Annotated in this window: 29 protein-coding genes; 11 read left to right on the top strand and 18 right to left on the bottom strand. The window is 66.6% G+C overall.

What is annotated here, in order from left to right; all coding sequences use genetic code 11:
• Positions 1–92: 92 nt before the first annotated feature.
• Positions 93–755 carry a TetR/AcrR family transcriptional regulator gene (locus PKB_RS01905; RefSeq protein WP_043248564.1) on the top strand — a complete coding sequence of 221 codons (663 nt, stop codon included), beginning with the start codon at positions 93–95 and terminating at the stop codon, positions 753–755.
• A gap of 7 nt (positions 756–762) precedes the next feature.
• Here PKB_RS01905 and PKB_RS01910 read toward each other — a convergent pair whose 3' ends face one another.
• The 5 genes from PKB_RS01910 to PKB_RS01930 all read right to left on the bottom strand — a co-directional run bounded on the left by PKB_RS01910 (position 763) and on the right by PKB_RS01930 (position 5,779).
• Positions 763–1,173, bottom strand: coding sequence for a GNAT family N-acetyltransferase (locus tag PKB_RS01910; protein ID WP_043248566.1), 411 nt, complete (start codon positions 1,171–1,173; stop codon positions 763–765).
• A gap of 69 nt (positions 1,174–1,242) precedes the next feature.
• Positions 1,243–2,247, bottom strand: a complete 1,005-nt coding sequence (locus PKB_RS01915; protein ID WP_043248568.1) for a hydrolase — start codon at positions 2,245–2,247, stop codon at positions 1,243–1,245.
• Between the two features lie 61 nt (positions 2,248–2,308).
• Complete coding sequence (gene rsmD, locus PKB_RS01920; RefSeq protein ID WP_043248570.1) at positions 2,309–2,920, bottom strand: 16S rRNA (guanine(966)-N(2))-methyltransferase RsmD; 612 nt, start codon at positions 2,918–2,920, stop codon at positions 2,309–2,311.
• Positions 2,920–4,416 carry a M16 family metallopeptidase gene (locus PKB_RS01925; protein ID WP_043248571.1) on the bottom strand — a complete coding sequence of 499 codons (1,497 nt, stop codon included), beginning with the start codon at positions 4,414–4,416 and terminating at the stop codon, positions 2,920–2,922. Before PKB_RS01925 ends, rsmD begins: the two co-directional genes overlap by 1 nt.
• On the bottom strand, positions 4,409–5,779 hold the full coding sequence (locus PKB_RS01930) for a M16 family metallopeptidase (RefSeq protein ID WP_043248572.1): 1,371 nt from the start codon (positions 5,777–5,779) through the stop codon (positions 4,409–4,411). Before PKB_RS01930 ends, PKB_RS01925 begins: the two co-directional genes overlap by 8 nt.
• Positions 5,780–5,927: 148 nt before the next feature.
• On the opposite strand from PKB_RS01930, the gene ftsY reads away from it, so the two are divergent.
• The 5 genes from ftsY to PKB_RS01955 all read left to right on the top strand — a co-directional run bounded on the left by ftsY (position 5,928) and on the right by PKB_RS01955 (position 10,689).
• Complete coding sequence (ftsY, locus tag PKB_RS01935; protein ID WP_043248574.1) at positions 5,928–7,361, top strand: signal recognition particle-docking protein FtsY; 1,434 nt, start codon at positions 5,928–5,930, stop codon at positions 7,359–7,361.
• On the top strand, positions 7,358–8,029 hold the full coding sequence (ftsE, locus tag PKB_RS01940; RefSeq protein WP_043248575.1) for a cell division ATP-binding protein FtsE: 672 nt from the start codon (positions 7,358–7,360) through the stop codon (positions 8,027–8,029). Before ftsY ends, ftsE begins: the two co-directional genes overlap by 4 nt.
• Positions 8,029–9,039, top strand: coding sequence for a permease-like cell division protein FtsX (ftsX, locus tag PKB_RS01945; protein ID WP_043248577.1), 1,011 nt, complete (start codon positions 8,029–8,031; stop codon positions 9,037–9,039). Before ftsE ends, ftsX begins: the two co-directional genes overlap by 1 nt.
• A 113-nt stretch (positions 9,040–9,152) precedes the next feature.
• Positions 9,153–10,007: an RNA polymerase sigma factor RpoH gene (gene rpoH / locus PKB_RS01950; RefSeq protein WP_043248579.1), complete on the top strand. Its 855-nt coding sequence runs from the start codon at positions 9,153–9,155 to the stop codon at positions 10,005–10,007.
• 79 nt (positions 10,008–10,086) lie between these two features.
• The gene (locus PKB_RS01955; protein ID WP_043248580.1) at positions 10,087–10,689 is read left to right on the top strand and encodes a hypothetical protein; all 603 of its coding nucleotides are present in this window, start codon (positions 10,087–10,089) and stop codon (positions 10,687–10,689) included.
• Positions 10,690–10,692: 3 nt separating this feature from the next.
• On the opposite strand, the gene mtgA is transcribed toward PKB_RS01955, so the two are convergent.
• Positions 10,693–11,385, bottom strand: a complete 693-nt coding sequence (mtgA, locus tag PKB_RS01960) for a monofunctional biosynthetic peptidoglycan transglycosylase (RefSeq protein ID WP_043248581.1) — start codon at positions 11,383–11,385, stop codon at positions 10,693–10,695.
• 332 nt (positions 11,386–11,717) lie between these two features.
• Here mtgA and PKB_RS01965 point away from each other — a divergent pair, with 332 nt between their 5' ends.
• The 5 genes from PKB_RS01965 to PKB_RS01985 all read left to right on the top strand — a co-directional run bounded on the left by PKB_RS01965 (position 11,718) and on the right by PKB_RS01985 (position 15,597).
• The gene (locus tag PKB_RS01965) at positions 11,718–12,092 is read left to right on the top strand and encodes a DUF423 domain-containing protein (protein ID WP_043248582.1); all 375 of its coding nucleotides are present in this window, start codon (positions 11,718–11,720) and stop codon (positions 12,090–12,092) included.
• Positions 12,093–12,194: 102 nt separating this feature from the next.
• Positions 12,195–12,395 carry a sulfur carrier protein ThiS gene (gene thiS, locus PKB_RS01970; RefSeq protein WP_043248584.1) on the top strand — a complete coding sequence of 67 codons (201 nt, stop codon included), beginning with the start codon at positions 12,195–12,197 and terminating at the stop codon, positions 12,393–12,395.
• Between the two features lie 57 nt (positions 12,396–12,452).
• Positions 12,453–13,259, top strand: coding sequence for a thiazole synthase (locus PKB_RS01975; protein ID WP_043248586.1), 807 nt, complete (start codon positions 12,453–12,455; stop codon positions 13,257–13,259).
• Between the two features lie 137 nt (positions 13,260–13,396).
• Complete coding sequence (gene trmB / locus PKB_RS01980) at positions 13,397–14,068, top strand: tRNA (guanosine(46)-N7)-methyltransferase TrmB (protein ID WP_236658391.1); 672 nt, start codon at positions 13,397–13,399, stop codon at positions 14,066–14,068.
• A 182-nt stretch (positions 14,069–14,250) separates the two neighbouring features.
• Positions 14,251–15,597 carry a DUF1329 domain-containing protein gene (locus tag PKB_RS01985; protein ID WP_043248589.1) on the top strand — a complete coding sequence of 449 codons (1,347 nt, stop codon included), beginning with the start codon at positions 14,251–14,253 and terminating at the stop codon, positions 15,595–15,597.
• A 230-nt stretch (positions 15,598–15,827) separates the two neighbouring features.
• Here the strand turns inward: PKB_RS01985 and PKB_RS01990 are convergent, their stop codons facing one another.
• The 12 genes from PKB_RS01990 to PKB_RS02045 all read right to left on the bottom strand — a co-directional run bounded on the left by PKB_RS01990 (position 15,828) and on the right by PKB_RS02045 (position 25,232).
• On the bottom strand, positions 15,828–16,082 hold the full coding sequence (locus PKB_RS01990; protein ID WP_043248590.1) for a hypothetical protein: 255 nt from the start codon (positions 16,080–16,082) through the stop codon (positions 15,828–15,830).
• Positions 16,083–16,126: 44 nt separating this feature from the next.
• On the bottom strand, positions 16,127–16,450 hold the full coding sequence (locus PKB_RS01995; protein WP_043248593.1) for a DUF3392 domain-containing protein: 324 nt from the start codon (positions 16,448–16,450) through the stop codon (positions 16,127–16,129).
• 65 nt (positions 16,451–16,515) lie between these two features.
• Entirely contained in the window at positions 16,516–17,703 is a 1,188-nt protein-coding gene (hemW, locus tag PKB_RS02000; protein ID WP_043248595.1) for a radical SAM family heme chaperone HemW, read from the bottom strand.
• Complete coding sequence (gene rdgB, locus PKB_RS02005) at positions 17,700–18,293, bottom strand: RdgB/HAM1 family non-canonical purine NTP pyrophosphatase (RefSeq protein ID WP_043248597.1); 594 nt, start codon at positions 18,291–18,293, stop codon at positions 17,700–17,702. Before rdgB ends, hemW begins: the two co-directional genes overlap by 4 nt.
• On the bottom strand, positions 18,290–18,712 hold the full coding sequence (locus tag PKB_RS02010; RefSeq protein WP_043248598.1) for a DUF4426 domain-containing protein: 423 nt from the start codon (positions 18,710–18,712) through the stop codon (positions 18,290–18,292). The genes rdgB and PKB_RS02010 overlap by 4 nt, the downstream gene beginning before the upstream one ends.
• A gap of 36 nt (positions 18,713–18,748) precedes the next feature.
• Positions 18,749–19,369: a methionine biosynthesis protein MetW gene (metW, locus tag PKB_RS02015; RefSeq protein ID WP_043248599.1), complete on the bottom strand. Its 621-nt coding sequence runs from the start codon at positions 19,367–19,369 to the stop codon at positions 18,749–18,751.
• A gap of 10 nt (positions 19,370–19,379) precedes the next feature.
• Complete coding sequence (gene metX, locus PKB_RS02020; protein ID WP_043248601.1) at positions 19,380–20,519, bottom strand: homoserine O-succinyltransferase MetX; 1,140 nt, start codon at positions 20,517–20,519, stop codon at positions 19,380–19,382.
• Positions 20,520–20,588: 69 nt separating this feature from the next.
• On the bottom strand, positions 20,589–22,556 hold the full coding sequence (locus tag PKB_RS02025; protein ID WP_043248603.1) for a dynamin-like GTPase family protein: 1,968 nt from the start codon (positions 22,554–22,556) through the stop codon (positions 20,589–20,591).
• A gap of 111 nt (positions 22,557–22,667) precedes the next feature.
• Positions 22,668–22,964, bottom strand: a complete 297-nt coding sequence (locus PKB_RS02030) for a DUF167 domain-containing protein (protein WP_043248605.1) — start codon at positions 22,962–22,964, stop codon at positions 22,668–22,670.
• Between the two features lie 138 nt (positions 22,965–23,102).
• The gene (locus PKB_RS02035; protein ID WP_043248606.1) at positions 23,103–23,696 is read right to left on the bottom strand and encodes a YggT family protein; all 594 of its coding nucleotides are present in this window, start codon (positions 23,694–23,696) and stop codon (positions 23,103–23,105) included.
• Positions 23,697–23,706: 10 nt separating this feature from the next.
• Positions 23,707–24,525 (bottom strand): pyrroline-5-carboxylate reductase, encoded by an 819-nt coding sequence (proC, locus tag PKB_RS02040; RefSeq protein WP_043248608.1) that lies wholly within the window; start codon positions 24,523–24,525, stop codon positions 23,707–23,709.
• A gap of 17 nt (positions 24,526–24,542) precedes the next feature.
• Positions 24,543–25,232, bottom strand: coding sequence for a YggS family pyridoxal phosphate-dependent enzyme (locus PKB_RS02045; RefSeq protein WP_043248610.1), 690 nt, complete (start codon positions 25,230–25,232; stop codon positions 24,543–24,545).
• Between the last annotated feature and the right edge of the window lie 11 nt (positions 25,233–25,243).

The raw sequence follows: 25,243 nt of genomic DNA on the forward strand, positions 1-25,243 counted from the left end.
CTGGCGCCCGCCGCCGGGTGTTACGCCGGCTGCATCCGGGGTAGCAAAGCGTGTACCTTTGCCCTCGCCGCAACCGTGAACCCGAGTACCGCATGGCTCCCCGCATCAAGACCCGCGACCGCATCGTCCAAGAGAGCCTGGCGCTGTTCAACGCCCAGGGCGAACGCAGCGTGACCACCAACCACATCGCCGCGCACCTGGGCATGTCGCCGGGCAACCTGTACTACCACTTCCGCAACAAGCAGATGATCATCGCGGAGCTGTTCGCCGAATACGAAGCGCTGGTCGATAGCTTCCTGAAAGTGCCGGAAGATCGAACCCTGACGGTGGCGGACAAGGCCCACTACTTCGAAGCGCTGCTGGCGGCGATGTGGCGTTACCGCTTCCTGCACCGCGATCTCGAACACCTGCTGGAAAGCGACCCCGATCTGGCGGCGGCCTATCGCGCGTTCGCCCGTCGCGCACTGCTAAACGCCAAGGCGGTCTACCGCGGCTTCGTCGATGCCGGGATCATGAAGATGGACGAGATCCAGCTGGAGGCGCTGGCCCTCAACGCCTGGATCGTCCTTACCTCCTGGGTGCGCTACCTGTGCACTACTCGCGAAGTCGCTGGCGATCTCAGTGAGGAACTGCTGCGGCGCGGCATCTACCAGGTGCTGGCGCTGGAGAGCGGCTACCTCGTCGAGTCGTCGCGGGCGGCCGTCGAGCAGCTCGCCGAGCGTCTCTACGTGCCGCTGAGCGATATCGGCACGTAACTCCCACCTAGGTTTTACGCGGCCCCGGCACCAGTGGCTTGCGCAATTCCAGGCCGTGACGGCGGAAGAAACCCTCGACCCCATCGGTGGCGTCCGTGTACAGGCGGGTGCGCGGGTGGTCGTCGATGAAGCGCCGCAACAGCGTCCGGCCGATCCCTTGGGCCTGGCGCCCGGGCAACACGGCCAGCTCGGCGAGCCAGGTGGTCTGGGCGTTCTCCTGCTCGGCGCGGAGCATGCCGACCACGTGTTCGCCTTCCTGCGCCAGGAGCACGTAGTCGGATAGTGCGAAGAGATCGCGCAGCTCGCCGAGGCTGGCCGGGTGGCCCCAGCCGATGGCGCGGTAGAGCGCGATCAGGTCGGCGCACTGGGCCTCGTCCAGCAGTGGATCGCGCAGGATGTGGAAGACGGCATCGCTCATGATTCGCCTCCTTTTGTTCCAGCCTGGACCCAATGCCGCCGAACCGGCCTGACATTGGTCAAGGCATCGTCAGCCGCCGCTGCCGTGCAGCGCCAGCAGCCAGGCGGGGATGCGTCTTTCCAGGTAATAGTCGGGGCGCGCTGGCGTGCCGCCGATGAAGCCAACGTGGCCGCCGCGTTCGAGCAGTTGCAGTTCGGTGCTGGATGACAGCTCCGCCACCGCCGGGATGCTGCCGGCGTCGATGAAGGGGTCGTCGCTGGAGTGGATGATCAGCGTCGGCGTGTGGATACCGCCCAGGTAGTAGCGGCTCGATGCGCGCCGGTAGTAGTCGTGGGCGTCGGCGAAGCCGTGCAGCGGCGCGGTGACCCGGCCGTCGAAGTCCCAGAAGGTGCGCATGCCGTCGAGCGGGCCGAGGCGTTCCAGCGCGGCCAGGTTCTCCACTGAACCGCGCTCGGCGAATGCGCGCTGTTTAGTGCGGACGTAGGACGTCAGCTCGCGCATGAAGTGCGCCTGGTAGACGCGCGAGAAGCCGATGCCGATGCGGTCGGCGCAGCGGTCCAGACGGAACGGCACCGACACTGCGACTGCACCGCGCAATGGGCTGTCCGCCCCGCGCTCGCCGAGGTACTTGAGCAGCACGTTGCCGCCCAGCGAGTAACCCACGGCGTAGAGCGGTGCCAGTGGCCGCTTGGCGCGCAGGTGCTCGATGACCGCCGCCAGGTCCTCGCTGACCCCCGAGTGGTAGCCGCGCGCCAGGTGATTCGGCTCGCCCGAGCAGCCGCGCCAGTTCAGCGCCACGCTGGTCCAGCCGAGCCCCTGCACGGCTTGCTGCAGGCCGCGTATGTAGTGCGAGTCGGACGAACCAGTGAGACCGTGGACGGCCAGCACCAGCGGCGTGCGCGCATTGTGTGGGCCATGCCAGTCGAGATCGATGAAATCGCCGTCCTCCAGCCACAGCCGTTCGCGCTCACGCTGCAGCGCGGGGCCCTTGCGCAGCAGGGAACCGTACAGCGTCTGCAGGTGCGGGCCGGGGAGCCACCAGGCCGGTTCGAAGGGAAGGCTGGATGTCTGCATGGTCGATGTGGCGTGAAGGGATGCGGCAAGTCTATGCAAGGCTTGCCGATATCGCCGCCGATCAGGGGTTCTGTCGTTGCCAGAGGGCGTAGTGCACGTTGCCCGCCTGCTTCTCGCGGTGCAGGCGCCAGTTGCCGGGCAGGCCGAGGCTGGACGGGACGCTTTCGCTCTCGGTGTAGATCCAGGCGTTGTCCGCCAGCCAGCCGTTTTCCTCGAGCAGGCGGCAGGCGTTCTGCAGCAGGTCCTGGTGGAACGGTGGGTCGAGGAACACCAGGTCCACCGGCGCCGTGGCCGGCTTGGCCAGGTAGGCGAGGGCGTCCTGCAGCTGCACGTCGCCGAAGTCGCACTTGAGGGTGGCCAGGTGGCCGCGCAGGGCGGCCACGGCTTCGCGGTTCAGGTCCAGGGCCAGGCCGCTGGCGGCGCCGCGCGACAGTGCTTCGAGGAACAGCGCACCGCTGCCGGCGAAGGGGTCGAGCACGCGGGCGCCCGGCACGTAGGCCGCCAGCCAGTTGAACAGGGTTTCGCGCACGCGGTCCGGCGTCGGGCGCAGGCCCGGCCCCTCGGGGAAGGCGAAGCGCCGGCTGCGCCATTCGCCGCCGATGATGCGCAGCTGGCCCTGGCCGCCGTGCTGGCGGCCGTTGGCTTGGGCGGGAGCCTTGGGTCTTCTGTTCATCAGTGCTCCGGTACGCCGAGGGGCTGTTCGGCCGGTTTGTCGGTGGGGGGCGGCAGGGGCTTCTGCGGCACTGTCGGGCCGGCAGTGACGATGACGAAGGCGTCCGGGTCGAGGTGGCGCTGCATGGCCGCCTTGACCTGCTCGACGCTCAGCCCTTGGACCTGGGTGAGGAAGGTTTCCAGGTAGTCGGACGGCAGGTCGTAGAAGCCGATGGCGCCCAGCTGCGCGACTATGTCGCCGTTGCTCGCGGTGGACAGCGGGAAGCTGCCGGCCAGCTCGCGCTTGGCGTCGTCCAGTTCCTTCTGCGTCGGGCCGCTCTTGAGGTAATCGCGGACGATGTCCTGGACCAGCTTGAGCGTGCCTTCGCTGAGCTCGGCGCGGGTCTGCAGGGCGATGCTGAACGGCCCGCGCGCCTGCATGCCGGTGAAGCCGGAAGAGACGCCGTAGGTCAGCCCGCGCTTCTCGCGCACCTGGTCCATCAGACGGGTGCCGAAGCCGCCACCGCCGAGGATCTGGTTGCCCAGGTAGAGCGCGGCGTAGTCTGGGTCATTGCGGGTGATGCCGAGTTGGGCCAGCAGCAGGTGGGTCTGCTTGGACGGGAACTCGATGTGGGTGACGCCCGCCTTGGGCACTTGCGGCGCGACCGTCGGCGGCAGTGCCGGACCCTTGGGCAGCGAGGCCGATACCTGGGCGGCGATGGCCTCGGCCTCGGCGCGGCTGAGGTCGCCGACCAGCGCGATCACGCTGTTGCCGGCGGCGTAGGCCTTCTGGTGGAAGGCGCGCAGCTGGGCGGTGGTGATCTTCGGCACCGAGTGCTCGTCGCCGTCGCTGGAGCGTGCGTAGGGGTGGTCGCCATAGAGCTGCTTGAACAGCGCGAGGGCGGCCAGCTTGCCGGGGTTCTGCTTCTGGTATTCGAAGCCGGCGAGCACCTGGTTCTTGATGCGGGTCAGCGCCTCTTCGGGGAAGGTCGGCTGGCCAATCACCTGGTCGAACAGTTTCAGGGCGGCGTCGCGCTTGTCCTTCTCGCTGAGGCTGCGCAGGCCGGCCAGGGCCATGTCGCGGTAGGAGCCGTTGCTGAAGTCGGCGCCCAGGTCCTCGAAGCCGGCGGCGATGGCGCTGGTGTCCTTGCCCGGCACACCTTCGTTGAGCATGGCGTTGGTCAGCATGGCCAGGCCCGAAGCATCGCCGTCCTGGCTGCTGCCGGCGGCGAAGATCAGGCGCAGGTCGAACATCGGCAGTTCATGAGCCTCGACGAAGAGCACGCGAGCGCCCTCGGCGGTGGTCCAACGCTGGATGTCCAGCTTGCGGTGGCCGGGCTGCTTGCCGGCCGCTTCGGCCAGCGACTGCAGGCCGGTCGGTGCGGCGCTGGCGGGTTGCGGTGCGATGGCCGGGGTGTTGCCGCCGGCGGTGCGGCTGACGCAGAACGCCAGTCCGGCGACCAGGAGCAGCACGATCAGGCCGAGCAGGCCGTAGCGCAGGCCGTTTCGTTCACTCATCGCTGTTCTCCTTGTCGCTTTCGGCTTGCGGCAGCACCTGGGCCTGGGTCAGGCGGGTGCGGGTGAAGTAGGTGCGGGCGGCGTTGCGGATGTCTTCGGCGGTGACCTGACGGATCGCCTCGAGGTCCTCGTCGGCCATGCGCCAGGGCAGGCCGACGCTTTCCAACTGGCCGATGCTGCTGGCCTGGGCGGCGATGGAATCGCGCTCGAACACCAGGCCGGCGATCATCTGGGCGCGCACGCGCTCCAGTTCCGCCTGGCTGGGCGGGGTGGTCTTGAGTTCGTCGAGCTGCTGCCAGAGCGCCTTTTCCACCTCGTCGAGGGTCTTGCCCTTCTGCACGTTGGGCGTGGCGCTGAGGATGAACAGGCTGTCGCCGCGAGCGAAGGCATCGTAGGAGGCAGAGGAACCGGCCACCAGCTCCGAGCCACGCTCCAGGCGCTCGGACAGGCGCGCGCTATAGCCGCCGTCGAGCAGGGCCGCGATCAGGCGCAGGGCGTGGACTTCGCGCGGCTTCTCGCTGCTGCCCAGGGACGGCACGTTGAAGCCCATGATCAGGCTGGGCAACTGCGTGCGCACATGCAGGGTCAGGCGGCGCTCGCCGGGTTCGGCGATCTCCAGCGGCTTGCGAGCCGAGGGCAGGGCGCGTCGCGGGATATCGCCGAACCAGCGCTGGGCGAGGGCCTTGACCTCTTCGGGCTGGACGTCGCCGACCACCACCAGGGTGGCGTTGTTCGGGGCGTACCAGGCCTTGTACCAGGCGCGCAGGTCGTCGATGTTCATGCGCTGCAGGTCGGCCATCCAGCCGATGGTCGGGGTGTGGTAGCCGCTGGACAGGTAGGCGGCGGCCTGGAAACGCTCGAAGGCGAGGGCGCTGGGCTTGTCCTCGGTGCGCAGGCGGCGTTCTTCCTTGATGACCTCGATCTCGCTCTTGAACTGGTCGGCCGGCAGCGTCAGGTGTGCCATGCGGTCGGCTTCCAGCTCGAAGGCGACCGGCAGGCGATCCTTGGCCAGGACCTGGTAATAGGCGGTGTAGTCGTCGGTGGTGAAGGCGTTCTCCTCGGCGCCGAGGTCGCGCAGCACGCGCGAGGCCTCGCCCGGGCCGAGCTTGCTGCTCCCCTTGAACATCATGTGTTCGAGGGCGTGGGACAGGCCGGTCAGGCCGGGCGTCTCGTAGCTGGAGCCGACCTTGTACCAGAGCTGGGAGACCACCACCGGGGCGCGATGGTCTTCGCGAACCACCAGCTTCAGTCCGTTGTCCAGTACGTACTCGTGGGTCGGTTGCGGCTCGGCGGCCAGCGCGAAGAGGGGCAGGCAGAGGCCGCCGCAGAGCAGGCCGAGCGCGCGGCGTGCGGGATTTTTCATGATCGACAGATCCTGTCTGATGGCCCGAAGGGTCCGGGGGCGACTGTCCGGCAGCCGCCTAACCCCGGCGGGCGAGGAGATGCTAGGATACCCATCCGTTTTCCGGGCGGCCACGTCCCGTGCCGCTCCCTTGAGATGCAAGCCATTCATGTTTGGTTCCAACGACGACAAGAAGGCCCCGCAGGGCGGGGAGAAGAAAGGTCTGTTCAGCTGGTTTCGCAAGAAACCCAACGAGGCCGAATCCGTAACGCCTGCCGAGTCCGCCGAGGCGGCTCCCGCGCAGCCGGAACAAGCGCCCGTCGCGCCGGTTGAGCCCGCACAGCAGGAACACATTCCCGCCGCCCCCACCGAGCCAGCGCCTGCTGTCCAGTCCGCGCCTGTGGTCGAAGCGCGGCCGTCGGTAGCGCCAGTGCAGCCGGTCGAACCGGTAGTGCAACCGACCATCGCCCCCGCGCCCATTGCACAGCCCGAGCCGGTTGCCGCTGCACATGCACCGATCGTCGAGCCGGCTCCCTTGCCAAGCGCGCCGATAGTCGCCGAAGTCGCTGCTCCGGTTGCTCCGGTTGTCGAGCCTGTCCCGGCTCCGGCTCCGGTCGTCGAGGCAGCGCCCGTCGTTGCCGAGAAGCCGGCAGCTCCCGCGGAACCGGCCAAGGTCGGCTTCTTTGCCCGCCTGAAACAGGGCCTGTCGAAGACCAGCGCCAGCATCGGCGAAGGCATGGCCAGCCTGTTCCTCGGCAAGAAGGCCATCGACGACGACCTACTCGATGAGATCGAGACTCGCCTGCTGACCGCCGACGTCGGCGTCGAGGCGACAACCACCATCGTGCAGAACCTGACCAAGCGCGTGGCGCGCAAGGAACTGGCCGACAGCGAGGCGCTGTACAAGGCCCTGCAGGAAGAGCTGGCAGGCCTGCTGCGTCCGGTGGAGCAGCCGCTGGCCATCGAGTCCGGCAAGCAGCCCTACGTGATCCTGGTCGTCGGTGTGAACGGCGTGGGCAAGACCACCACCATCGGCAAGCTGGCGAAGAAGCTGCAGCTCGAAGGCAAGAAGGTCATGCTCGCCGCCGGCGACACCTTCCGCGCCGCGGCGGTGGAACAGCTGCAAGTGTGGGGCGAGCGCAACAACATCGCGGTGATCGCCCAGCACACCGGCGCGGACTCGGCCTCGGTGATCTTCGACGCGGTGCAGGCGGCCAAGGCCCGTGGCATCGACGTGCTGATCGCCGACACCGCCGGCCGTCTGCACACCAAAGACAACCTGATGGAAGAGCTGAAGAAAGTGCGCCGGGTGATCGGCAAGCTGGACGAGACGGCTCCCCACGAGGTCCTGCTGGTGCTGGACGCCGGCACCGGGCAGAACGCCATCAACCAGGCCAAGCAGTTCAACAACGCCGTGGCCCTCACCGGCCTGGCCCTGACCAAACTGGACGGCACCGCCAAGGGCGGGGTGATCTTCGCCCTGGCCAAACAGTTCGGCCTGCCGATCCGCTACATCGGCGTCGGCGAAGGCATCGACGATCTGCGCACCTTCGAGGCCGACGCCTTCGTACGAGCATTGTTCGAGACCCGGGAGATCGCATGATTCGCTTCGAGCAGGTCGGCAAACGCTACGCCAATGGCCATGTCGGCTTGCACGAGATCTCGTTCCGCGCACACCGCGGCGAGATTCTCTTCGTCACCGGCCACTCCGGCGCCGGCAAGAGCACGCTGCTGCGACTGATCCTGGCGATGGAGCGGCCGACCTCCGGCAAGCTGCTGCTCGGCGGGCAGGACGTCTCGCGCATCTCCACCGCGCAGATTCCCTTCCTGCGCCGGCAGATCGGCGTGGTCTTCCAGAACCACCAACTGCTCAACGACCGCACGGTGTTCGAGAACGTGGCGCTGCCGATGCAGATCCTCGGCCTGCCCAAGGCGGAGATTGCCCGTCGGGTCGAAGCAGCGCTGGACCGGGTCAGCCTCAAGGAGAAGGCCCAGGACTTGCCGTCCGACCTCTCCACCGGCCAGCAACAACGCGTCGGCATCGCCCGCGCGGTGGTGCACCGCCCGGCCCTGCTGCTCGCCGACGAACCCACCGGCAACCTCGACCCGCGCCTGGCTTCCGAGATCATGGGGGTGTTCGAGGACATCAACCGTCTCGGTACCACGGTGCTGATCGCCAGCCACGACCTGGCGCTGATTGCGCGCATGCGCCACCGCATGATCACCCTGCAGCGCGGGCGGATCATCGCCGATCGCGAGGAGGAGGCCTGATGAGCGCCAGCGAACAACTGCCGCACGGCCCGGAAGAGGGCACCCAGGCGAAGAAGGGCCGCGAGCGCGTGGAGAAGGAATCCAGCGACTGGGGCCAGCTGTTCAACGCCTACGCGGAAAGCCACCGGGCGAGCCTGGTGGACAGCCTCAAGCGGATGATCAGCCATCCCTTCGGCAGCTTCTTCACCTGCCTGGTGATGGGCATCACCCTGAGCCTGCCCATGGGCCTGTCGCTGCTGCTGGGCAACGTCGAGCGCCTTGGCGGCTCCTGGCAGCGCGCGGCGCAGATTTCCCTGTACCTCGACATCAAGGCCACGGAGAACCAGGGCCAGGAGCTGCGCGAACAGATCGAGCGCATGCCCGACGTGATCGAGGCGCAACTGATCAGCAGCGACGAGGCGCTCAAGGAGCTGCAGGAGCAATCGGGTCTGGGCGAGGCGCTCAAGGAGCTGCCGGACAACCCGCTGCCGGCGGTGATCTCGGTAACGCCCAAGCAGATCGACAAGAATCAGCTCGATGCCCTGCGTCAACGCCTGTCCGAGCTGCCGGGTGTACAACAAGCTCAACTGGACCTGGTCTGGGTCGAGCGGCTGTCGGCCATCCTCAAGCTCGGCGACCGCTTCGTCTTCGGCCTGACCGTGCTGCTGGTGCTGACCTTGCTGCTGGTGATCGGCAATACCATTCGTCTGCACATCGAGAACCGTCGCAACGAGATCGAGGTGATCAAGCTGGTCGGCGGGACCGACGGCTATGTACGTCGCCCCTTCCTTTATATGGGCGCGCTCTACGGCCTGGGCGCGGGCGTGTTGTCCTGGGCGCTGCTGGAGTTCGGCCTGGACTGGCTGAACGCCTCGGTGGTCAATCTCGCCGGCCTCTATGGCAGCGATTTCGCGCTGGCCGGCGTGCCGCTGGGCGATGGTCTTTCGCTGACCATTGGTGCGGTGCTGCTGGGCTGGATCGGCGCCTGGCTGGCTGTCGCGCGGCACCTGCGGGAGCTCGCTCCTCGCTGAAAACTATCTGAATTCCTGGTGGCGGCAGTGGGGTGTAAAGGAACTTTTACACCCGCTTGCAGTCAGATCGCCCAGTGCTACACTGCGCGAGTTTCGTGAATCGGAGGATTCGCATGACCAATTCCCTGCAACCTGTTTATGCCCTGGTTCCCGGTGCAAACCTGGAATCCTACGTGCACTCTGTGAACAGCATCCCGCTGTTGTCGCCGGAGCAGGAGCGCGAGCTGGCCGAACGCCTCTTCTACCAGCAAGACCTTGAGGCGGCACGGCAAATGGTGCTCGCTCACCTGCGTTTCGTGGTGCACATCGCCCGGAGTTATTCGGGCTACGGCCTGGCCCAGGCCGATCTGATCCAGGAAGGCAACGTCGGCCTGATGAAGGCCGTGAAGCGTTTCAACCCGGAAATGGGTGTTCGCCTGGTGTCCTTTGCCGTGCATTGGATCAAGGCGGAAATCCACGAGTTCATCCTGCGCAACTGGCGGATCGTGAAAGTCGCGACCACCAAGGCGCAGCGCAAGCTGTTCTTCAACCTGCGCAGCCAGAAGAAGCGTCTGGCCTGGCTGAGCAATGACGAAGTCGAGCGCGTGGCCGAGAGCCTGGGCGTCGAAGCCCGGGAAGTGCGCGAGATGGAAAGTCGCCTGAGCGGACAGGACATGGCCTTCGACCCGGCGGCCGACGCCGACGACGAAAGCGCCTACCAGTCGCCGGCACACTACCTGGAAGACCATCGCTACGACCCGGCACGCCAGTTGGAGGAAGCGGACTGGAGCGACAGCTCCACCGCCAGCCTGCACGAAGCGCTGGAAGGCCTGGACGAACGCAGCCGCGACATCCTCTACCAGCGTTGGCTGGCCGAGGAGAAGGCGACCCTGCATGACCTGGCGGCCAAGTACAACGTGTCTGCCGAGCGCATCCGTCAGCTGGAAAAGAACGCGATGAACAAGCTCAAGGGGCGCATCGAGGCCTGACCGCCCGCTGCACCGCTAGACTGAAAGCCGCACCCCTCGGGGTGCGGCTTTTTTCTGCCCGTCATTTCCCGGAGAGCGCATGCCCCGCCTACGTCCCGCCCATGGCTTGATCCTGCTGGCCTTCGCTGCACTGGCTTTCGCTGCCGGCCTGTGGGTATCGCGTTCGCACGCACCGCTGCCGCCGCCAGCCTGGCTGGAAGGTTGGCAACGCGAAGTCTTCGCGCCCCAGGCCGACGACCAGCTCACCCTCGGCCAGCTCAATACCTGGCAGGCCGGTGAGCTGTGGCTGAGCGGCGACAGTGACGGGCCCCGGCTGAACTACCGCGCGACCCTCGACACCCCCGACGGCGCCTGGCGCATGGAGGCCGAGCTTGCGCTCAGCGATGCCGAACGCGCCAGCCTGCGCAAGGCGACCGGCGATGCTGCGGCGAACAGCGACCAGCCGTTGAGCGAAGACATGCTGCATCAGTTGCAGGGCCAGGCGGTGGCCTCGGTGCTACTGGCGCCGCAGGGGCCTCTCAGCGTCGGCCGGTTGGTAGCTAGCTTCGGGCCGCCACGTCTGCGCCTGCAGACGCCCCACGGCGAGGCGTGGATCTACCCTGAGCGCGGCCTCACGCTGATGCACCGCAATGGCGAGCTGCTGTGGCTGCAGGTCGTCCCGCGCGAAGCCCTATCGCACTGAGGCTCAGCGCAGGCGCTCCAGGTAGTCGTGGCCGCCGAGCTGCCACATCTGCCGGTTGATCCAGGCCGCGCGCTGGCGCACGTAGGGGCTGGGGCGGGCGGCGCTCCACTTGCGTGGGTTGGGTAGAACGGCGGCGAGCTGCGCGGCCTGCTGCGCGGAAAGCCTGCCCGCATCGACACCGAAGTGATGACGTGCGGCGGCCTGGGCACCGAACACGCCGTTGTCCCATTCCGCGCTGTTGAGGTAGACCTCGAGGATTCGCTCCTTCGGCCAGAAGGTTTCCAGCAGCACGGTGAACCAGGCTTCCAGCCCCTTGCGCAGCCAGCTGCGGCCGGGCCAGAGGAACAGGTTCTTGGCCGTCTGCTGGCTGATGGTGCTGGCGCCGCGCACGCTCTTGCCGCGCTCGTTGTGCGCCAGTGCCTGCTCGATGGCGGGCATGTCGAAGCCATGGTGCTCGGCGAACTTCTGGTCCTCGCCGGCGATCACCGCGATCTTCAGGTTGTCGGAGATATCGTCCCAGCTCTGCCAGTCGTGCTGCACATCGATGGGCTGGCCGTTGAACCAGGACTGCACCTTGCGTTCGAGCATCAGCATGCTCCCCGGCGGCGGCACCCAGCGCAGCACAACGACCACGACGACGCTGGCGGCGACGAACCAGAGGGTGAACTTGAACAGGCGGCGGAGCAGGATGCGCATGTCAGGGTCTGTTGACGTTTCGCCGCGAGCCGCGTTGCTGCGACAAATGGCGCCAGGTTAGGCGCGGGACGCAGGGAATGGCGCCCCCCTTTTCAAGTCCCGCAACGACGCATGGCGCCATTTGCCGCGCAACCCGAAGGGACAGGCCATTTTTTGCGCGGTGCTGCGTTACTCGTCGTTCATTTGGAATGACCAAACCACTCTCCTCGTGCCTTGCCCCGCGCAAAAGATGGCTCCGTCGCGGTCGCGTCGATACGTTAACAGACCCTGATCTATGCCCGGGCAATAGTGCCGGTCATTATAACGGGCTCGACCTTCCTGGGAGTTTGCTCATGTTGCGTACTTTCCTGCTGTTCGCTGCCTTCTTCGGTTTCACCGGAGTGGGCCTCGGCGCCTTCGCCGCTCACGGCCTGAAGAATCGCCTGAGCGCCGACTACCTGGCGATCTTCCAGACCGGCGTGCACTACCAGATGCTCCACGCCCTGGCGCTGTTCGGCGTGGCACTGCTCTCGACCCAGCTCAGCGGCCGGCTGATCGCCGCTTCGGGCTGGCTGTTCGTCGCCGGGATCCTGGTCTTCTCCGGCAGCCTCTACCTGCTCACCTTGACGGCCACGCCGGTGCTGGGCGCAATCACCCCGATCGGTGGGCTCTGCTTCCTCGGCGGTTGGCTGTGCCTGGGCCTGGCCGCGTGGCGACTGACGGCCTGACCCGAACGTCAGATTTAGTACCGGGCGCACAGCGGGCGCCTTGGTCAATGCCGGCGATCGGGCTAGAATGCCGACCCCCTCGAACCGCGACGGTCCTCTGCCATGCGAATCCAGTTGAACGGTGAACCCTACGAGCTGCCCGACGGCCAGAACGTCGCCCACCTGCTCGAACGCCTGGAGCTGGTCGGACGCCGCGTCGCGGTCGAACTCAACCTGGACATAGTGCCGCGCAGCCAGCACGCCGCCACCGCCCTCAAGGACGGTGACCAGGTCGAAGTGGTGCATGCCATCGGCGGCGGCTAGGCCGTCGCCCCGAAGAATCAGGCCCCGCCCCACCCGCTTTTGCTGAGGAACGATCCGATGAGCCAAGCCTCTTCCACCCTGCCGGTCGACAAGCCCTTCACCCTGGCTGGACGCACCTATGCGTCGCGCCTGCTGGTGGGCACCGGCAAGTACAAGGATCTCGACGAGACCCGCCGCGCCATCGAGGCGTCGGGCGCGGAGATCGTCACCGTGGCGGTGCGCCGCACCAACATCGGCCAGAACCCCGACGAGCCGAACCTGCTCGACGTGATCCCGCCGGATCGCTACACCATCCTGCCGAACACGGCCGGCTGCTACGACGCCATCGAGGCGGTGCGTACCTGCCGCCTGGCTCGTGAACTGCTGGACGGCCACAACCTGGTCAAGCTGGAAGTGCTGGCCGACCAGAAGACCCTGTTCCCCAACGTCGTGGAAACCCTCAAGGCCGCCGAAGTGCTGGTCAAGGACGGCTTCGACGTCATGGTGTACACCAGCGACGACCCGATCATCGCCCGCCAACTGGCCGAGATGGGTTGTATCGCGGTGATGCCGCTGGCCGGCCTGATCGGTTCCGGCCTGGGCATCTGCAACCCCTACAACCTGCGCATCATCCTCGAAGAAGCGACCGTTCCGGTGCTGGTCGATGCCGGCGTGGGTACCGCTTCCGACGCGACCATCGCCATGGAGCTGGGCTGCGAGGCCGTGCTGATGAACACCGCCATTGCCCACGCGCAGAACCCGGTGATGATGGCCGAGGCGATGAAGCACGCCATCGTCGCCGGTCGCCTGGCCTACCTGGCCGGGCGCATGCCGCGCAAACTGTACGCCAGCGCCTCCTCGCCGATGAGCGGCCTGATCGGCTGATCCCGGCCTGGCGCCCGCAGCGGGCCGGTTCGCCTCGTCGAGCCGGCCCGTCTTCACTTTCACTGCCGACGTTTTTCCAAGGTCCGAACATGAGCGATAGCCAACAGCCCCAGGCCGAGCAGGCCACTGACCGCCCGCTGCGCACCATCAAGAGCTTCGTGATGCGCGCCGGACGCATGACCGAGGGCCAGCAACGCGGCCTCGACCAGGGCTGGCCGCGTTTTGGCCTGGAACTGGCCGACGGCCTGCGTGACTTCGACCAGGTGTTCGGCCGCTCGGCGCCGCGCACCTTCGAGATCGGCTTCGGCATGGGCCACGCCACCCTGGAGATGGCCGCTGCTGCGCCGGAGCAGGACTTCATCGGCGTCGAGGTGCATCGCCCTGGCGTCGGCGCGCTGCTCAACGGCATGCTGACGCAGGACCTGACCAACATCCGCGTCTACAGCTGCGACGCCCTGGAAGTGCTGCGCGATTGCGTGGCCGACGCCAGCCTCGACCGCGTGCTGCTGTTCTTCCCCGACCCGTGGCACAAGGCGCGCCACCACAAGCGCCGCATCGTCCAGCCGGCCTGGGCGGAGCTGGTGCGCAGCAAGCTGAAGATCGGCGGCGTCCTGCACATGGCCACCGACTGGGAGCAATACGCCGAGCACATGCTCGAAGTGATGAACGCAGCTCCCGGCTATCGCAACCTGTCGCCGGACAACACCTACGTGCCGCGCCCGGAAGAGCGCCCGGTGACCAAGTTCGAGCGCCGCGGCGAGCGCCTCGGGCACGGCGTGTGGGACCTGAAGTTCCAGCGCGTCGACTGATTTCCGCAAGACCCGAAAGGCCTGCCCGCGCAGGCCTTTTTCATGGAAGAAAGACCAGACCGGGACCACCCGGCGGCCAGGATGGCCACCTCACCTCGCAAGCTGAATCTCGAAACCAGCGGCCTTGAGCCGCCACGACAATAACAGCGACGGGACGGACGCCCGCCGCAAAGGAGACTGCTGTGCTGAACAAAGTTGCCATACTGCTGCTGGCTGCCGCCTGCGCCACTGCCGCGCAGGCCAAGGTCGACGCAACCCAGGCCGCGCGCCTGGGCCAGGAGCTGACGCCGCTGGGTGGGGAAAGGGCCGGAAACGCCTCGGGCAGCATTCCGCCCTGGACCGGCGGGATCACCGCGCCGCCGGCGGGCTACACGCCTGGCATGCACCACCTCGATCCCTTCGCCGCCGACAAGGAGGCGTATCGCGTCAACGCGCAGAACCTGGCGCAATACCGCGACCTGCTGACGCCCGGCACCCAGGCATTGCTGCAGGAGAACCCGGACTTCTACCTGCGGGTGTTCCCCAGTCGTCGCAGCGCGTCGCTGCCCCAGCGGATCTATGACGCCACGCGCTTCAATGCCGAACATGCCGAGCTGATCGCCGACGGCAATGGCATCCAGGGGGCCGCTGCCGGCACGCCGTTCCCCATTCCGCAGAATGGCCTGGAAGTCATCTGGAACCACATCACGCGCTACCGCGGTGAGCAGCTGCACATGGTGACCAACCAGGCCGCGGTGCTCGCCAGCGGCAGCTACAACCTGCTGAAGATGGAACGCGACGCCTACTTCGTCTACGGCCGCGAAGGCATGAGCCCGCAGGACCTGAACAACACCCTGTTCTTCTACAGGTACACGGTGGTGGCGCCGTCCAAGCTGGCCGGCTCGGCGCTGCTGGTGCAGGAAACCATCGACCAGGTCCTGGCCACCCGCCGCGCCTGGCGCTTCAACCGCGGCGACCGCCGCGTGCGCCGCCTGCCCAGCCTGGCCTACGAGAGCGCTCAGCCGGACACCTACGGCCTGGCGACTGCGGATACGGTGGACGTCTACAACGGCGCGCCGGATCGCTACGAGTGGAAGCTGATCGGCAAGCGCGAAATGCTGGTGCCGTACAACAGCTACCAGGTGCACCAGAAGGGCCTGCCGTATGAGCGCATCCTGGGCGCGAAGACCCTCAATCCCGAGCTGCTGCGCTACGAGCCGCACCGCGTCTGGGTGGTCGAGGCGAGCCTGCGCACCGGTTACAGCCATCCCTTCGCCAAGCGCCGCTTCTACCTCGACGAAGACAGCTGGCAGATCCTCGCCAGTGATCTCTACGACGCCCAGGGCAAGCTGATCCGCGCCCAGGAAGTGCACCCGGTCAACTACTACGACGTGCCCATGGTCTCGAGCACCGTGGAAGCGCTGTACGACTTCGAAGGGCACCGGTACTTCGTCGACGGCCTGGACAACAACGAGCCGATGTACGACTTCCGAGCAAACCTGAACCCGCGCGACTTCACCCCGCAAGCGCTGCGCCGCGACGGCAACTGACGCTGCTGTTCGTAGGAGCTCGCTCGCGAACGCTTTTGCGTCAGGCGGGTTCGCGAGCAAGCTCGCTCCTACAAGAGACTTCCGGTGTGGCGGCGTGCAACCGCGAGCGACCGTGCCCTGCGCGGATTGACTTATCCCCGTCGTTCCCGCGAACGCGAGAATCCAGTGACGCCGATGCGAATCCGCTGGGTCCCCGCGTTCGCGGGGATGACGCAGAGAGGCGTTCGGGCTCAGTCGATCAGTTCGGCGCCGACCACGGTGATGTCCGGCAGGCTCAGCGGCGCCGGAGTGATCTGCAGGTACTTGATGCTGCTGCGCGGGATCAGCAGCAGATCGCCGTCCACCTCGATGCTCAGGCAGGGCGATTCCAGTTGCTTGCGAATGCCCCGCGCCACTTCCACGGGGTCTTCGGCCTGTTGCGGGAAGCGCAGCGCCAGGCGCTGGCCGTCGATGAAGTGCAGGTAGAGGTGCTTGATCGGTTTCATGGCGTTCCCCAGGTCCGTGACGGGCACTGGGGAAACACTAGCAGTCAGCTGCGGTCGGCGATCATGCCGATGACGAAGAACAGCAACAGCAGCACCGGCGCCAGGGTGTAGTTGTTGAAGTAGTTCAGGCCATGGGCGAGCCAGGGCGTGACGAAGACCATCGCCAGGCCGTAGCCGACGGCGCAGATGAGCACGAACAGCAGGGTGCGGAAGACGAAGTTGAGGCTGCCGATGCGCTGCTGGATCCAGGCATTGATCGCCGGCCCGAACAGCACCAGCAGGGTGGCCATGATCGCCAGGGCGATGTCGGACAGATGGCTGCGGCTCCAGCGGGAGGCGCTGGCGATCAGTTCGAGGGCGAAGTCCATGCAGGCTCCTTGGATTGGCTATCGCCGGGGGAGTTTACACGTCCCCCGGCGTGCCTGGACACGGTTCAGGCCAGGAAGTGCTGCAGCAGGTCGTTGAGGAACAGCTGGCCGCGTTCGGTCGGGCGCAGGCGCTCGTTGTCGTCGGCGAGCAGGCCCTTGGCGCGGGCTTCGCGGCAGGCTTCGGCGATGCTTTGCAGCGGCTGGCCGGTGCGTTCTTCGTAGAGGCTGCTGGGTACGCCTTCGACCAGGCGCAGGGCGTTCATCATGAACTCGAAGGGCAGGTCGTCCGCTTCCAGTAGGCGCTCGCCGGCCTGGAAGGGCTTGTCCGGGTTCAGGTAGTCCTTTGGCAGGCGGGTCTTCCAGGTGCGCAGGATGCGGCCTTCCGGGCTGCTCAGCTTGGCGTGGGCGCCGGCGCCTATGCCGAGGAAGTCGCCGAAGGTCCAGTAATTCAGGTTGTGCCGGGCGCGCTTGCCGTCGCGGGCGTAGGCGGAGGTCTCGTACTGGACGAATCCGGCCTCGGCCAGGCGTGCCTGGCCGGCTTCCTGGATTTCCCAGAGCGCGTCGTCCTCCGGCAGCTCCGGCGGCTGGCTCCAGAACACCGTGTTCGGCTCCATGGTCAGCTGGTACCAGGACAGGTGCGTCGGGTTCAGGGCGATGGCTTGTTCCAGGTCGGCGAGGGCGTCGGCCACGCTTTGCTGCGGCAGGCCGTGCATCAGGTCGAGGTTGAAGTTGTCGAAGCCGGCCTTGCGCGCCATGTCTGCCGCACGCACGGCTTCGTCGCCGTCGTGGATGCGGCCGAGGGCCTTGAGCTTCTCGGCCTGGAAGCTCTGCACGCCGATGGACAGGCGGTTGATGCCGAGGCTGCGGTAGTCGGCGAACTTGGCCTGCTCGAAGGTTCCGGGGTTGGCTTCGAGGGTGATCTCGATGTCGTGCTCGAACCCGACCTGGCGTTCCAGCCCCTCGAGGATGTGGCCGAGGGCGCTGGCGGAGAACAGGCTTGGGGTGCCGCCGCCGAAGAAGATCGAAGTCAGCTTGCGGCCGTGCACGTGGCGCTCGTCGGCCTTCAGGTCGGCGAGCAGTGCCTCGACGTAGGCATCTTCGGGTAGCTCAGGGCCGGCGGCGTGGGAGTTGAAGTCGCAGTACGGGCATTTGCGCACGCACCAGGGGATGTGCACGTACGCGGACAGCGGTGGCAGGCGGAAGCCGGAAACCACCGGCCCGGCGTCGAGCCCGTGGCTTCCTGCCTGGCTCATAGACCCAACCGTTGCTTCAGCAGGGCCATGGCGCGGGCGCGGTGGCTCAGCTTGTTCTTCTGTTCGGGCGGCAGTTCGGCGCTGGAGCAGTTGCTCTCCGGCACCCAGAACAGCGGGTCGTAGCCGAAGCCGTGCTCGCCGCGCGCTTCGCGCAGGATGCTGCCTTGCCAGAGGCCTTCGCAGAGGATCGGCAGCGGGTCGTCGGCATGACGCACCAGGGCGAGCACGCTGACGAACTGCGCGCCGCGCTGGTCGTCCGGGACGTCCTTGAGGGCGTCGAGCAGCTTGGCATTGTTCGCCGCGTCACCCTTGCCGTCGGCATAGCGCGCCGAGTAGATGCCCGGCGCGCCGCCGAGGTAGTCCACCGCCAGGCCCGAGTCGTCGGCCAGCGCCGGCAGGCCGGAGATGCGCGCGGCATTGCGGGCCTTGAGGATGGCGTTCTCGACGAAGGAGAGGCCGGTTTCCTCGGGTTCCACGCTGCTGAACTCGCCGATCGAGCGCACCTTCACGTGGGCGCCGAGCATGGCCTGGAGTTCCTTGAGTTTGCCGGCGTTGTGACTGGCCAGCACCAGTTGGTCGAGCTTGATCATTCGTCTGGGAAGACTTCCTGGGTGAATTCGAAGCTTTGCGGCGCTTCTTTGCCGGCCTTGACCGTGATGCTGAAGGTCAGGGTGTCACGGCTGTCGATGGTGAATTGCGCCAGGTGGTAGACGGCGCCTTCCTCGGCCACGCGTTTGAAGGTCAGCGGGATTTCCTGGCTCAGCAGGTTCTTGGCGCTGCCGCTGACGATGGCATCGACCGGCTTGCCGTTGGCGTCCAGCGGCACGATGTTGATCACGCCCTGGTTCTTGCTGCGGACCACGCCGACCGCCTGGGCGATCTTCGGTTGCAGGAAGCTCGAGTTGTAGACGCTGTAGTGGACCTGGATATCGCCCAGGCGTTGGACCTGCTCGGCAAAGGCCGGCATGGCGAGGAACAGGCAGAACAGCAGGGAGGCTAGGCGGCGCATGGTTTTCTTCTCCTGGGTTCAGAACCCGCAAGCGCCTCAGACGGCGATGCGGGCATCCGGCACCCCTGGACCGCTAACCCGGTAGATGCCGATCTCACCCAACAGATTAGGCCAAACTCGGCAGACCCAGCGATGACGGTGGTCACGGTCCACGGCCAGGCGATCCAATACGCGCAGGCGCTTCTCGCGGCACAGCGCCTCGAAGTCCTTGAAGGTGCAGAAGTGGATGTTCGGCGTGTTGTACCAGGTGTACGGGAGGAACTCCGACACCGGCATACGGCCGTTGCGCAGAAGGTACCAGCGGCAGTTCCAGTGGCCGAAGTTGGGGAAGGTGATGATGCAGGTCTTGCCGACCCGCAACATCTCTTCGAGGATCTTGTCGGGGTAATGCACGGCCTGCAGGGCCTGGGTCATGACGACCACGTCGAAGCTGTTGCTGGCGAAGCTGCCCAGGCCCTTGTCGAGGTCCTGCTCGATGACGTTGACCCCGCGTTCGATGCACTTGGCGATGTTTTCGCCGTCGATCTCCAGGCCGTAGCCGGTGACCTGCTTGTGCTTGCCCAGCCAGGCCAGCAGTTCGCCGTCGCCGCAGCCGAGGTCGAGTACCCGGCTGCCGGCGGGGATCCAGTCTTGGATGATTTCCAGGTCGGCGCGCATGGCGTTCCTTTTATACGCTGATGCGGTTCATGTAACCGCTGAAGGCTTGCAGGTAGCGGGGGATCGGCATGAGGAAGGCGTCGTGGCCTTGCGGGGCGTCGATCTCCAGGTAGCTGACGTTCTTCTTCGCCGCGATCAGGGCGTCGACGATTTCCCGCGAACGCGCCGGCGAGAAGCGCCAGTCGGTGGTGAAGGACATCAGGCAGAAGTCCGCCTTCACCCCGGCGAGGGTGCGGGTCAGGTCGCCGCCGTGCGCCGAGGCCGGATCGAAGTAGTCCAGCGCCTTGGTCATCAGCAGGTAGGTGTTAGCGTCGAAGCGGGTGGAGAACTCCTCGCCCTGATAGCGCAGGTAGCTCTCGACCTGGAACTCGACGCTCTGCAGGTCGTAGTTGAGCTTCTCGGACTTCAGGTCGCGGCCGAATTTCTCGCCCATGGCGTCGTCGGACAGGTAGGTGATGTGCCCGACCATGCGTGCCAGGCCCAGGCCACGGCGCGGGATCACGCCTTTTTCCTGGAAGTGGCCGCCGAGGAACTCCGGGTCGGAAAGGATCGCCTGGCGCGCCACTTCGTTGAAGGCGATGTTCTGCGCCGAGAGCTTGGGCGCGCTGGCGATGCACAGGCAGTGCCGCACGCGCTCCGGATAGGCGATGGTCCACTGCAGTGCCTGCATGCCGCCCAGGCTACCGCCTACCACCGCGGCCCACTGCTGGATGCCCAGGCGATCGGCCAGGCGGGCCTGGCTGTTGACCCAGTCTTCCACCGTGACTACCGGGAAGTCGGCGCCGTAGACGCGGCCGGTTTCCGGATTGACGCTGGTCGGTCCGGTGGAGCCGTTGCAGCCGCCGAGGTTGTTCAGCGCGACGACGAAGAACTTGCGGGTGTCGATGGGCTTGCCGGGGCCGATGGCGCTATCCCACCAGCCCGGCTTGCGGTCATCGGTGCTGTGGTAGCCCGCGGCGTGGTGATGGCCGGAGAGCGCATGGCAGATCAGCACGGCGTTGCTCGCCGTGGCGTTCAGTTCGCCGTAGGTCTCGATCACCAGCTGGTATTCGGGCAGTGTCTTGCCGCAGGCCAGTAGCAGTGGCTCGCTGAAGTGCAGCGTCTGGGGCGAAACCAGACCGACGGAATCTTCGGGGAAGACTGTGGGCATCGACCCAGCTCACGAAAAAAAGGAGGGCGCCAGTCTAAAGAGCACCGCCCCCTGCGGCAAGCCGCCGGCTCAGGCGCGTTGCGAGCCGGGCAGGGATACCACGCGTGCCTGGCGCTGCAAGGGCGAAGGGCGGCGCAGCAGACGGAGGATATCGGAGGCTTCGGCGAGCTGCTTTTCCAGCTCCTGCTGGTAGCGCTCCATGAGCAGCGCGCGCTGCCGCGCCTGCTGGGTTTCCTGGGCCAGGGCCTTGAGGCGCAGCATGTGGGTTTCCAGCAACTGCTTGTTCTCGAGGGTGTACTGCATCAGCGGCATGAGCGCATCGCCGGCCCACTGGTCGACGTCTTCGCGCAGGCGCTGGTGCAGGAGGATCACTTCCTGGGCCAGGGTGGCGAAGAAGCGCCGGGTCAGCACGCGCTGTTCGGTGAGCAGGGTCTTCAGGTGCAGGCGGAAACGGTCGGCCTTGGCCTGCAGGCGGGCCAGTTCGTCCAGGTAGCGCTCGACATTCAGGCGCGGCGCGTCCAGTCCGTGAAGCGGGTTTTCCTGGTTGTGTCGCAGGTAGATGGCTTCGACCATGCGATTGGCCAGCCCGGCTTCGTGGGCCAGGGTGTGCAGGTCGCCCTCGACGGCATGGAAGAACGCCAGGATCGCCTGGTTGATGCCCAGGGTCGTCCAGCTGCCGGTGAGTTTCGCGCGCGCCCGCGCCAGGTGCTGCTCCAGGCGTTCGGCGCTCACCGTCTGGCGTAGCAGCTCACCCTGGCGGCGCAGCAGGCGCTGGTTGGTCTTCAGGTTGAGCAGGCGGCGATGGTGCAGGCTGTGGTCGTCCTTGGTCCGCGCGGTCAGCTCGAACAGCAATTGGCCGTTGTCCTGCTGCTGGCCGGCGAGCATCTGCTGCTGGTCGCGGACCCGCTCCAGGCGGTGGCGCAGGGTGTGTTGGCTGTTGTTCAGCAGGGCCAGCACCTGGTTGACCACCGCGTCCTCTACCAGGCGTTCCTTCTGCGCGACTATGCGCTCGCAGAGCAGCGTCTCGAGGTCCTCGAGCTGGCTGCGGGCGAGCAGTTCGCGGTCCTTGCGCACCTTGGCCAGCAGCGCCTGCTTGGCCGACAGCGGCAGGACGTCCTCGCGGTCGATACCCAGCTGGCGGGCGGTGATGTCGCGGATGCGCTGGATGGCGTTGTTGACGAAGGCGTCACCGGCGAGATCGTCCCAGAGCACGTCGATCTTGTTCAGTACGGCGTACAGGTTGCACTGCCCGTCTTCGCCGAGCTGGTGCACATGGTCCTGCCAGATGGCCATATCGGAAGCGCTGACGCCGGTGTCGGCGGACAGAAGGAAGATCACCGACTGCGCGGCGGGCAGCATAGACAGGGTCAGCTCGGGCTCGCTGCCCAGCGCGTTCAGCCCCGGCGTGTCGAGGATGCGCAGGCCCTGGCGCAGAAGCGGGTGGTCGAAGTTGACCAAAGCGTGACGCCACGCCGGAACCAGCACCATGCCGGGGCGCCCGGCGCTTTCCAGCATGTCCGGCAGGAAGCCGAGCTGGATCGCCTGTTCCACCGGCAGCGCCTTGGTCCGCGCCACCTGGGCGAAGGCCTGGGCCATGTTGGCCGGGTCGGAGGTGTCCAGCGGGATGTTCACCCAGTGCCGCGGCACGCGCTTGAACTGGGCGATGCTGGCGTCGGCGACACGGGTCTCGATGGGCAGCAGGCGGATGTATGGGCGTTCGGAGTTCGTGTCGAAGAACAGCTCGGTCGGGCACATGGTGGTGCGCCCGGCGTGGGACGGCAGCATACGCTGGCCGTAGTCGGCGAAGAACAGGGCGTTGATCAGCTCGGTCTTGCCGCGGGAGTACTCGCCCACGAAGGCCAGGGTGATGTGGTCCAAGCGCAGCAGGCGCAGCGCGCGCTCCAGGCGATTCTCGATGTCCGGCGAATTCAGCCGGCAGCGCTCCAGCCAGGTCCGATAACGGGTGATGTCCCGGATCAGGTCCCGCTTCCAGGTGACGTATGCGTCGATCTGCTGAGTGAGACGTTCCATGCTCATCCAGGCGGTTCCTATGGCTGGCGCATCCTGCGCAGGGGGGAATGGCGGGATTATGCGACGAAGTCGTATGGCGTCAATTGGCCTTCATCACATTCCGGCATGTAAGGTCGGTCAATGTGACCGAGCGGTAATCCCCAGCTCCGCCGGAAGCTGCGTCGGGCGCGGGATGCGCACGCGCTTCTGGCGGTTCAGCTCGCCACTTTCGAGCACGACCGTGCTCTTCGGAACGCCAAAGGCCTTGCCGAGGAAGGCCAGGAGATGCGCATTGGCCTTGCCTTCGACGGGGGGCGCGGTGAGGCGGATCTTCAGGCGCTCGCCATGCAGCCCGGCGAACTCGTCGCGGCTCGCCTTGGGCTGCAGGTGGACGTCGAGGAGCAGGTCCTCGCCGTCCCAGCGATAGAAGCTCATTTGCTTACCTGTCTCATGGAGCTCGCGAGCTAGAGCGAGACGAGGCGGAAACAGCCGGGGATGCGCAGTTTACATGCAGTAAATGAGCAATCACCGGCTGTTTCCAACGCTGTATCGCCGACGCGCAGCAGCTCCCTTTTACATGAAGGGGCTCAGAATTTGCGGCATGCGGGTCATGGCCGCCAGGTTGCCGATCACCAGCATGTCGATCAGTTTCAGCGCAATGAACGCGAAGATCGGCGAGAGATCCAGCCCGCCGAGGTTCGGCAGCAGCTTGCGGAAGGGAGCCAGCATCGGTTCGCAGATCTGGTTCACCAGCTGCGCGCCGGGGTTGTAGCTGCCCGGGGCGACCCAGGAGAGGATCACGCTGACGATCAGGGCGAAGAAGAACACCTTGAGGAACAGCGAGGTCACCGCGATCACCGACCACACCAGCAGTTGCAAGATGAAGCCGCCGACGCCGTAGCCCATCAGCAGCAGGGTGACGATCATCAGCACCAGCTGCACCAGGATGGCCAGCACCAGGGAGGCCAGGTCGATACCGCCGAAGCCCGGAATCACCCGGCGCAGCGGGTTCAGCAGCGGCTTGGTGGCGCGCACGATGAACTGGCTGAGCGGGTTGTAGAAGTCGGCGCGCACCAGCTGCAGGATGAAGCGCAGCAGGACGATCAGCAGGTACAGACTGCCGAGGGTCTGGATGACGTAGATGGCGGCGGTGGAAAGTCCGGTCATGGAAGGCTCCTCATTGCCCCAGTTGTTCGGCCAGCTCGGCCGAGCGGTGGTCGGCGGCGTTCAGCGCGCGCTCGACCAATGCTTCGAATCCATTCGCCTGGAAGGCAGTGATGGCGGCCTCGGTGGTGCCCTTGGGCGAGGTCACGCGGCGGCGCAGTTCGGCCGGGTCGACGTCGCTGGCGAGCGCCATGCGCGCGGCGCCCAGGGCGGTCTGCAGGGTCAGGCGGGAAGCCACTTCATGGCTCAGCCCGAGCTTCTCGCCGGCGGCAGTCATGGCTTCCATCAACAGGAAGAAGTACGCCGGGCCGCTGCCGGAAACGGCGGTGACCGCGTCGATCTGCTTCTCCTCGTCCAGCCACAGGGCGATGCCCACGGCGCCCAGCAGTTGCTCGGCCTGCTTGCGCTGCGCGGCGCTGACCTGGGAGGTGGCGTACAGGCCGCTGGCGCCTTCGCCGAGCAGGGCCGGGGTGTTGGGCATGCAGCGCACCAGCAGTTCGGTGCCCAGCCAGCGCGACAGGCTGGCGCAGGGGATGCCGGCGGCGATGGAAACGATCAACTGGCCCGGTTCGAGCAGCGCGGCCAAGGGCTCGCAGACCTGCTTCATGACCTGCGGCTTGACCGACAGGACGACCACGTCGGCGCCGGCGATGGCGCTGGCGTTGTCCTCGAAGACCTCGATGCCGTGCTCCGCGGCGATCTTCGCGCGCTGGTCGGCGCCCGGGTCGCTGGCGCGGATCTGCTTGGCGGGTACGCCCTGGGCGCGCAGTCCACCGATCAGGCTGGCGGCCATGTTGCCGGCGCCGATGAAAGCGATGCGGGTATTGCTCATGGAATGCTTTCCTTTATCTAAGGGTGGGTGCCGTAGTCGCGTGCGCCGAACAGCGCGGTGCCGATGCGTACCCAGGTGGCACCTTCGGCGATGGCGGCTTCGAGATCATGGCTCATGCCCATGGACAGGGTGTCCAGGCCGAGATCCAGCGTAGTCATGAGTTCGCGCAGGCGGGCAAAAGCCGCGCGCTGGGCGGCGACGTCCTCGGTGGGTTCGGGAATCGCCATCAGCCCGCGCAGTTTCAGGTTTGGCAGGGCAGCAACGGCGCGGGCCAGCTCCGGCAGTTCCGCGGCGCTGCAGCCGGACTTGCTGTCCTCGCCGCTGACGTTCACCTGCAGGCAGACGTTGAGCGCCGGCAGGTGCGCCGGACGCTGAGCGGAGAGGCGCTCGGCGACCTTCAGGCGATCGACCGAATGCACCCACTGGAAGTGCTCGGCGATGGGGCGGGTCTTGTTCGACTGGATGGGGCCGATGAAGTGCCAGGTCAGCGGCAGGTCAGCCAGTTCGGCTTGTTTCGCCAGCGCCTCCTGCAGGTAGTTTTCGCCGAAATCGGCCATCCCGGCGGCATATGCCTCGCGCACGTCCGCGGCCGGTTTGGTCTTGCTCACCGCCAGCAGATTCACGCCCTCGGGATCGCGTCCCGTAGCTTGCGCCGCCTCACGGATGCGTGCGCGAACCTTTGCAATATTCTCTGCTATCGTGGACATTACCTGCGCTC

The organism is Pseudomonas knackmussii B13 (assembly GCF_000689415.1).
Lineage (GTDB): Bacteria > Pseudomonadota > Gammaproteobacteria > Pseudomonadales > Pseudomonadaceae > Pseudomonas > Pseudomonas knackmussii.